We start from the raw sequence: 8,331 nt of genomic DNA on the forward strand, positions 1-8,331 counted from the left end.
AAGGTCTAGCGAACGCTAGACCTTTTTTGTATCTGTTGCTGGTTAGTCCAATGCGAGGAACTAGATGTTCTTAACGTCTAAACCTGCAAGCTGATGCCAGTAACCATTACATTGGCGGCTTTCAATCTTCATCGGTTTTTGACCTTGCTCGTTCGCTCTGAAGTTATTGATTTCAGAGAAGGTATCGATGCCGAGTGGGCTTAAACGAACCACATCAACCAAGTCGTGCATATTTGGCAAATCGTTGACTAGGTTGTAGCAGTAGCCTGATTGCGTCTGAATACCGTTAAGGTTGAAGACTGATTGGCCTTCTTGGCTTTCTACTTGTAGCCCTGTTGGGTACTTGATACAGCAGGTTTCGCAATCGTCTTTAGCTTTGTTTTCAGCGCGAGCGGTAAAGCAGCGTGCTGAGTAAGCAAGCGGCAGGTAGCCGTGGCTAAACACTTCAACTTCGAACTTGTTACGAATATTTAGCTCTTCGCACTGGGTCATTACGTTGCTTAGCCATTCGCGAGAAAGCTCAACCGGCATACACCAACGCGTCATGCCTTGTTTCAAGAATAGGTTCAGGGTGCGTGCGTTGTAGGTGTTTACTGCCGGGCCAACCACGAAAGGTACTTTGCTTTCGCTGGCCAGTTGAATTGCAGACACATCATTGGCTTCGATCGCAAAGTCACCGTTATCGATGTACTTCTTCATGATGTTGACTTCGCTTGGTGCTTCTAGCAATGCCATGGTGGAAAGTACGACTTGCTTACCTGAAGCCGACAGCTCTTTAGCAATGTCCATCCAGTGTTTCGCTTTCATCTCACGACGCTTTGAACACACCGCTTCACCTAGGTAGATGATATCGGCAGAGCTTGATTTCGCTTGCTCATAGAAGCTTTCAACGTCTTGTTTTGGCCAAAAATAAAGTAGAGGGCCTAATGCGTATTTCATTGAGTTCTCCATTTGGCTCTATTGCCATTTACGATGATAAGCGCCAAGCGTGGTTTGTGTACCTTCCGATACATTCGCCAGTGTCGCATTCCAAGCTTGTTCCACTTGGTATTGTTCTGGGTTCGCTAAGTAGCGATCGATAGCTGCACGCCACGTACGAGTGACTTGTTCAACATAAGCCGGGCTGCGTTGGCGACCTTCAATCTTCACTGAGGCAACGTTCGCCGCGAAAAGCTCAGGCAACATGGATAGCGTGTTGAGGCTGGTTGGCTCTTCAAGTGCGTGATAGCGCTTACGTTCACCATCGATATCTGCTTCAAAGCGGCCTTTACACAGCGTTGGGTAACCTGCGTTTTCACCTGCTTCATATTTATCGATAAGGATTTCGTTCAAGCGAGATTCGAGGCCAGTTTCTGTTTCTTGCCAGCGAACGTATTTTGCGGGAGAACAAGCACCAACGGTATTTGGTGATTCGCCTGTCATGTATGAAGAGAGGTAGCAACGGCCTTCTGCCATGATGCACAAGCTACCAAAAGCGAATACTTCAAGGTCAACGTCAGAAGTGATGTTACGAGAAAGCTGTTTGACCTGATGAATCGACAACACACGCGGTAGTACGACACGCTTAACGTTGAAGTTTTTATGGTAGAAGTCGATAGCCGCCGCATTGGTCGCAGATGCTTGCACTGATAGGTGCAGTTCTAGATCTGGATACTTATTTGCTGCGTACTCAAGCACCGCGATGTCTGCGATGATCAGCGCATCAACACCCAGAGCAGCGGCGTTGTCTACGGCATTAGTCCAACGGTCGAAGCCATTTGGGTGAGCAAACGTATTTAGGGCAACATGAATTTTCTTGTTGTGGTCATGCACATACTGCACAGCACGATCGAGCTTTTTACCCGCAAAGTTTAGGCCTGCAAAGTGTCGGGCATTGGTATCGTCTTTGAATCCGATATAGACAGCATCCGCACCACAATCAATAGCGGTTTTCAAAGCAGGTAAGTTACCCGCTGGGCATAAGAGTTCCATTTGCTCACTACCAGTAGAATTAAGTTGAAGCGAGCATTTTATGAAGAATTGTGAATGACGGAATTGATGTAAGGCAGGTTTAGATGGATAAATCTGCTTTTACTCCGTTTGAGGTACTGACGAGTGACCGTTTTACATGTTGGCTTGGTTTAAATATGAGGTACTTGATTAGTTCTTATGACGGCGGTTTTGGGCAAACAACTCTTCGACATCTTGTTTTGGTTGCGGACGGTAGAAGTGGAAGCCTTGAATCGAACTACAGTTGAGGTTCGATAATAGAGTCGCTTGCTCACTGGTTTCGACACCTTCAGCAACCACGGTCAAATCGAGAGATTTACCTAGGTTGATGATGTTTTCAATTACGGTGATTTGCTTTGGTAGGGTATCGATATCAGAGATGAAAGCACGGTCTATCTTAAGCTCATCAATTGGGAAGCGAGCAAGGTAAGACAGTGAAGAGTAACCTGTACCAAAATCATCAATGGAGAGAGCAAAGCCAAGTTTCTTGATGGCGTTAAGCATTTGGAGTGTGTGTTCACTATCACTCATCACCGCACTTTCCGTTAGCTCGAACGTAATCGCACTTGGATCAAGCTCGGTCGAACGCAGTAGCTTTTCCATGTAATCAATCAGTTTCGGGTTACCAAACTGTTCTGGTGAAAGGTTGATAGCCACTCGACCTGGAAGGATACCTTGCATCTTCCAGCGTTTAACCGTAGCAAACACTTCGCGCATTACCACTCGGCCAAGTTGTTCGATAAGACCAGCTCGCTCCGCTACAGGAATGAACGCAGCAGGACTGATATAACCTTCGACAGGATGCTTCCAACGTACCAGAGCTTCAGCGCCGTTGATGGTGAAATCACGGGCATTCACTTTTGGTTGATACCAAACCTCAAGTCCATTCTGTTGCAGCGCTTTTTGTAGCTCTATCTCAAGCCACAGTCGCATGCGCGCTTCTTTGTTCATCTGTTCGTTGAACTTGATCAGACGGTTGCGCCCACGATCTTTGGCTTCATACATTGCTGTGTCTGCATTTTGCAGCAAGATACGAGCATCAGTACCATCTTGAGGAAAACTCACGCTACCAATTGAGCAGGCTAAGCGCTTGCTAAAGTGGTGAAGATCGAAGGGTTGATTGATCAGAGATATGATCTTTTCAGCGAGCATTTCAGGTGTTCGCTGATGTTCAGGTTCTGGCAGGATAATACCAAACTCATCCCCGCCTAAATGTCCAATCACGGCCTTACGAGGCAGTAAGCGTTTAAGACGCGAAGCGACCTCTTTAATCACCTTGTCACCGATGTGATGACCAAGTGAGTCATTGATATTTTTAAAGTTATCAATGTCTAAGTAGAGCATCACCACCGGCGTATCGTTGTGAATGAACTGCTCAAGACGCTTAGTAAACCCAACTCGATTGTAGAGTTTGGTCAGTGCATCTATGTAGGCATCTTCACTGTTTGCTGGTGTGTATTGTTTTGCGGTTTCTTGTGCGTCTTGAATAAGCACCAGCTGAGTGTTGCTTCCAAGAACGGTGGTGGAGTCGATGTTGAGCTGGACCTTACGTTCAAAGCCGCATCGCGCACCCGTTAAGCAAACCAAACCAGACTCAGAAATAATAGAGCTGAGGTTATTATTGAAGACTGTTTTGGTTTGTTCATCGATAAATAGGCGTCCCAGCTGTTCGCCAATTAACTCTGTGGTTGAGTTAAAGCCAAGCAGGCGCGCTGCCGCTGGGTTGGATGACAAGATATAGTCACTTTCAACGAGCAGTAATCCGTCAGGGAGTAGTTGAGATAGTTTGTGGAATTTGGCTTCGGATTCTTCTAAAGAACGGACAAGTACTTGGTTTTCTGATGTATCGAAGGCGTGAAAGACGATGTAGTCGGTTTTGTTGCCATTGGTAAGCGGAGATAGGCTGAAATGAAGGCTGGTATCGAGGTCTGTTTCGTTGAGGGTGACTTCGGCCTCAATCGTTTCGCCACTGAATGCACGCTCATAGTAAGGCTTGAGATGTTGGTAGAACTGTTCGCCCAATGTTTGGCGATCATTCATGCCTGCAAGCTCTGGTTGACTCAAACCAGCAATATCGCAGTAACGCTCATTCACCATAAAATAGTTATGTTGAGCATCAAGTACTGCAAAAAAGAACGGACTATTTGCAGTTAGCTGGGTAAACCAATGTTGTAGTTGTTGGGGAGGCATCAAAGTACTACCAATTCTCCAAGAGCTTGAATATTCACTATCGATAAATATTTATTACTTTTTGTGTGGCTATCGATATTTACCTGTGAGTGCAGCGATCCGCTGTAATTCTCATTACCTGAGTTACTATAACTGTGATTTTCAGGATATTAAAGGTCGAGTATCAAACAGAAGTTAATTTGATACATAACAGTAACTGAGATCTCAACATCATCTATGATGCATTCCATATTATTGACAAAGTTACGGATAAGTCACGTGATAAACAAGATTCGCACTCAACTAGTTCAAAATGCCGCATCAATTTTGCGATCTCCAGTCCAGTTATTGCCTAAAACAGTACAAAAAAGAGCCTTATTGGAGGCGCTTAAGAATGTATTCAAGGAAGCTTTAGAGGACGGTGACTTTGAGTTTTTAGAAGACAAATGGCTGAAAGTCTCAATAAAAGACATGGGGTTAAGTTGGTGTATTAGCTACAAAAATGAGCAACTGGTTGTAGCTGATAAAGACGTGGTTGAAGATGTAAGCTTTAGCGGCAATCTTAACGATCTTGTGTTGATTGCGGGACGTAAAGAAGACCCAGATACGCTTTTCTTCCAACGTCGACTGTCTATTGAAGGTGATACAGAGCTCGGTTTAGAGGTCAAAAACTTGATGGATAGCGTAGATTTGGACTTATTGCCGACTCCTATGAAAACTTTGTTAAATCAATTAGCTGATTTTGTGCAGAAGGGAGTACAATCCCCAGATACACAAAGTGAGGTAATGAATGCTTATTCGAACTGAAGCACCGGCAGATATACTTGTCATTGATCGTTTATTGAAATCTGTTTTTGAAACAGATGCAGAAGCTAACTTGGTTATGAGCTTGCGTGAGAATAGCCATTTAACGCTATCGCTGGTGGCTTGTTCTGATGAAGGCGAGGTGGTTGGTCACCTGATGTTTAGCCCTATCACTCTTGATGGCGACGATCATAACTGGCAAGGGCTTGCGCCTCTCGCTGTGAAAGAAGAGTTCCGCAACCAAGGCATTGCCAAATCTCTAGTTGAAGATGCGTTTTCCACTTTGGTTGATTTTGGTTACCCAGCTTGCGTTGTGTTGGGTGACCCTGCTTATTACAGCCGCTTTGGTTTCAAGGCTGCGAGCGAGTTTGGCCTGAGTTGTGTTTGGGATGTGCCTGAAGGTGCTTTCCAAGCGATTGAATTGGTAAACGGTGCGTTTGCTGGACATGCTGGTGAGATTGCTTACAGCCCCGAGTTCAACGACTTATAAGCTGATTTATCACGCAACAAGATACAAACTGATTTAGTCTAAATAAAGGAGCTTGATGCTCCTTTATTTTTTGTTAGTATCAGCCCTGCTCTAATAAGCGCTCTTTCAATAGAGGCAGCTTTCACAAAACTAGTTCTAACAAACTTCTGGTTTCAATAAACTTTGGCTCCAATAAACTTAAGGTTACTACCGCTAGATATGTCACAAACACACGCGCAATACCTACATGAGATGGGCATTAGCCAATGGGAACTAAGTCACCCAGAGCGTTTAGCAGGTTATGAATCTGAATTGACTCCGCTCTCGAGCGATTGCAAGTTACTGTTGGTTTCGCCTGAAAAACCTCAGGAAGATCTCGCCGTGATGTTTGAGCGAGTACTCAAAAGTATCAAGCTCGACTTATCTCAGGCTTTACACCTTCAACCGCAACACTTGTCTACTGTGGATTTAGGTTCGGTTGAGTGGATATGGTTTGCTGGTTGTGAGTCGGCTCAAGAGCTGAAGGCTAAAACACTTCAATCGCCATTACTGTCTGACATTAACGGTAACAACCAACACCGCCGCGACTTATGGCAACAAATTTGTGCTTATGACTAATCAATTTTTACCGACTTCACAACAACACCTAGACGCCATTTGGAAGATCGAGCAGGCCGCGCATTCTCACCCTTGGTCTGAAAATATGATCCGAGATCTTGATAGCCGAGGCGCTTGTCATCATGTCCTTGAAGTTGATGGACAAGTGGTGGGCTATTTCTTCGCGCAAAACATCGTTGGCGAAGTCACATTGCTTAATATCGCGGTAGACCCAAGCCAGCAAGGCAAAGGGTATGGAAAAGCGTTAACGGAACATTTCCTTGATATGTGTGAGCAAGCTGACGCGGAAAGTGCTTGGCTAGAAGTTCGCGAAAGTAATGTGAACGCGTTTAATCTTTACGAAAAGGCAGGCTTCAACGAAGTTGATCGCCGTCGTAATTACTATCCAACTAAACAAGGCAACGAAGATGCCATCATTATGAGCTATCTTTTTATGTCTTTTAGCTAGTCATGTTACGTCTTTTCGCTAACTAGATAGCTAATCACAAAATTAGCCAAAAAATAGGGTGTAAACTGACCCTTTAGAAAGTGATACGCTTTCTGTATAATCCGCACACAGAATTCAAGGGCAAGTATTATCTACTTGCCCTTTTTACGCTTTAGATCAGCAAAGGGCGACTATGTCTTTCCAACAAGAAGTGAGCAAACGTAGAACGTTTGCGATTATCTCTCACCCGGATGCGGGTAAAACCACGATTACTGAAAAAGTTCTTTTATTCGGAAACGCGATTCAAAAAGCGGGTACCGTAAAAGGCCGTGGCTCTAACCAGCACGCTAAATCTGACTGGATGGAGATGGAAAAAGAACGTGGTATCTCGGTAACTACGTCGGTAATGCAATTCCCATACAATGATTGCCTAGTAAACCTACTCGATACTCCAGGACACGAAGATTTCTCGGAAGATACGTACCGTACGCTAACAGCGGTTGATTCTTGTTTGATGGTTATCGATGCTGCTAAAGGTGTCGAAGACCGTACTCGTAAGCTGATGGAAGTAACACGTCTTCGTGATACTCCAATCGTAACGTTTATGAACAAACTTGACCGTGATGTTCGTGACCCGATGGAAGTGCTTGATGAAGTGGAAAGCGAGCTAGGTATGGCTTGTGCTCCAATCTCATGGCCAATTGGTTGCGGTAAAGAGTTTAAAGGTGTTTACCACATTCACCGTGATGAAACGATCTTGTATGAATCTGGCCACGGCCACGAGATCCAAGAAGTTCGTATCATCAAAGGTCTAGATAACCCTGAGCTAGATGAAGCAGTAGGTGCTGATCTTGCGGAAAGCGTACGTGAAGAGCTAGAGCTTGTTATCGGTGCTTGTCCTGAGTTTGACCATGAATTATTCCTAGCGGGTGAACTAACGCCGGTTTACTTCGGTACTGCATTGGGTAACTTTGGTGTTGACCACATGCTTGATGGTCTAACGAAATGGGCTCCAGCACCTCAAACGCGTCAAGCGAACGAGCGTGATGTTGAAGCGACAGAAGAGAAGTTCTCTGGTTTCGTATTTAAGATCCAAGCAAACATGGACCCTAAACACCGTGACCGTATCGCATTCATGCGTATCGTTTCGGGTACTTACAACCAAGGTATGAAGATGAACCATGTTCGTACAGGCAAGAGTGTAAGTATCTCTGATGCGGTAACCTTTATGGCGGGTGACCGTGCACGTGCTGAAAAAGCATACGCGGGTGATATTATCGGTCTACATAACCACGGTACTATCCAGATTGGTGATACCTTTACTCAAGGTGAGAGCCTTAAGTTCGCTGGTATTCCTAACTTCGCACCTGAGCTATTCCGTCGTATCCGTCTACGCGATCCACTGAAGCAGAAGCAACTTCTAAAAGGATTAGTTCAGCTTTCAGAAGAGGGCGCAGTACAAGTATTCCGTCCTATGCAGAACAACGACCTGATCGTTGGTGCGGTTGGTGTCCTTCAGTTCGACGTGGTTGTAGCGCGCTTGAAAGCGGAATACAACGTAGAAGCTATCTACGAAGGTGTTAACGTTGCAACAGCTCGTTGGGTTGAATGTGATGACGCTAAGAAACTTGAAGAATTCAAACGTAAGAACCAATCTAACCTAGCGCTAGATGGCGGTGACAACCTGTCTTACATCGCACCAACTATGGTGAACTTGAACTTAGCTTCTGAACGTTTCCCTGAAGTTCAATTCCGAGCGACGCGCGAGCACTAATAGCGACAGTTCTACATAACATTGTTGGATAATATTAAAGCCGAATTGCTTCTAGCATTCGGCTTTTTTGTGGTTCATCGC

The 8,331-nt window shown here is 45.0% G+C and carries 8 protein-coding genes; 5 read left to right on the plus strand and 3 right to left on the minus strand.

The features are described 5' to 3' along the window. Nucleotides 1-60: 60 nt before the first annotated feature. The 3 genes from AB4167_RS14730 to AB4167_RS14745 all read right to left on the minus strand — a co-directional run bounded on the left by AB4167_RS14730 (nucleotide 61) and on the right by AB4167_RS14745 (nucleotide 4,179). The gene (locus tag AB4167_RS14730) at nucleotides 61-939 is read right to left on the minus strand and encodes a U32 family peptidase (RefSeq protein WP_017059237.1); all 879 of its coding nucleotides are present in this window, start codon (nucleotides 937-939) and stop codon (nucleotides 61-63) included. A gap of 18 nt (nucleotides 940-957) precedes the next feature. Beyond that, a complete protein-coding gene (locus AB4167_RS14735) occupies nucleotides 958-1,971 on the minus strand; it encodes a peptidase U32 family protein (protein ID WP_017059238.1) in 1,014 nt (337 codons plus the stop codon). Nucleotides 1,972-2,139: 168 nt separating this feature from the next. Next, nucleotides 2,140-4,179 (minus strand): bifunctional diguanylate cyclase/phosphodiesterase, encoded by a 2,040-nt coding sequence (locus AB4167_RS14745; protein ID WP_017072096.1) that lies wholly within the window; start codon nucleotides 4,177-4,179, stop codon nucleotides 2,140-2,142. 258 nt (nucleotides 4,180-4,437) lie between these two features. Here AB4167_RS14745 and AB4167_RS14750 point away from each other — a divergent pair, with 258 nt between their 5' ends. The 5 genes from AB4167_RS14750 (at nucleotide 4,438) to prfC (ending at nucleotide 8,250) form a co-directional block, all read left to right on the plus strand. After that, on the plus strand, nucleotides 4,438-4,965 hold the full coding sequence (locus AB4167_RS14750) for an SCP2 domain-containing protein (protein WP_170963063.1): 528 nt from the start codon (nucleotides 4,438-4,440) through the stop codon (nucleotides 4,963-4,965). Next, nucleotides 4,949-5,452 carry a GNAT family N-acetyltransferase gene (locus AB4167_RS14755; RefSeq protein ID WP_017063279.1) on the plus strand — a complete coding sequence of 168 codons (504 nt, stop codon included), beginning with the start codon at nucleotides 4,949-4,951 and terminating at the stop codon, nucleotides 5,450-5,452. The genes AB4167_RS14750 and AB4167_RS14755 overlap by 17 nt, the downstream gene beginning before the upstream one ends. A 198-nt stretch (nucleotides 5,453-5,650) precedes the next feature. Beyond that, complete coding sequence (locus tag AB4167_RS14760; protein ID WP_017063280.1) at nucleotides 5,651-6,049, plus strand: DNA polymerase III subunit psi; 399 nt, start codon at nucleotides 5,651-5,653, stop codon at nucleotides 6,047-6,049. Further along, nucleotides 6,042-6,497: a ribosomal protein S18-alanine N-acetyltransferase gene (gene rimI / locus AB4167_RS14765; protein WP_017063281.1), complete on the plus strand. Its 456-nt coding sequence runs from the start codon at nucleotides 6,042-6,044 to the stop codon at nucleotides 6,495-6,497. Before AB4167_RS14760 ends, rimI begins: the two co-directional genes overlap by 8 nt. Before the next feature lie 172 nt (nucleotides 6,498-6,669). Next, nucleotides 6,670-8,250, plus strand: a complete 1,581-nt coding sequence (gene prfC / locus AB4167_RS14770; protein ID WP_017059244.1) for a peptide chain release factor 3 — start codon at nucleotides 6,670-6,672, stop codon at nucleotides 8,248-8,250. The last annotated feature ends 81 nt before the right edge of the window (nucleotides 8,251-8,331 follow it).

The organism is Vibrio sp. 10N.286.49.E11, assembly GCF_041469505.1.
GTDB classification, from domain to species: domain Bacteria; phylum Pseudomonadota; class Gammaproteobacteria; order Enterobacterales; family Vibrionaceae; genus Vibrio; species Vibrio crassostreae_C.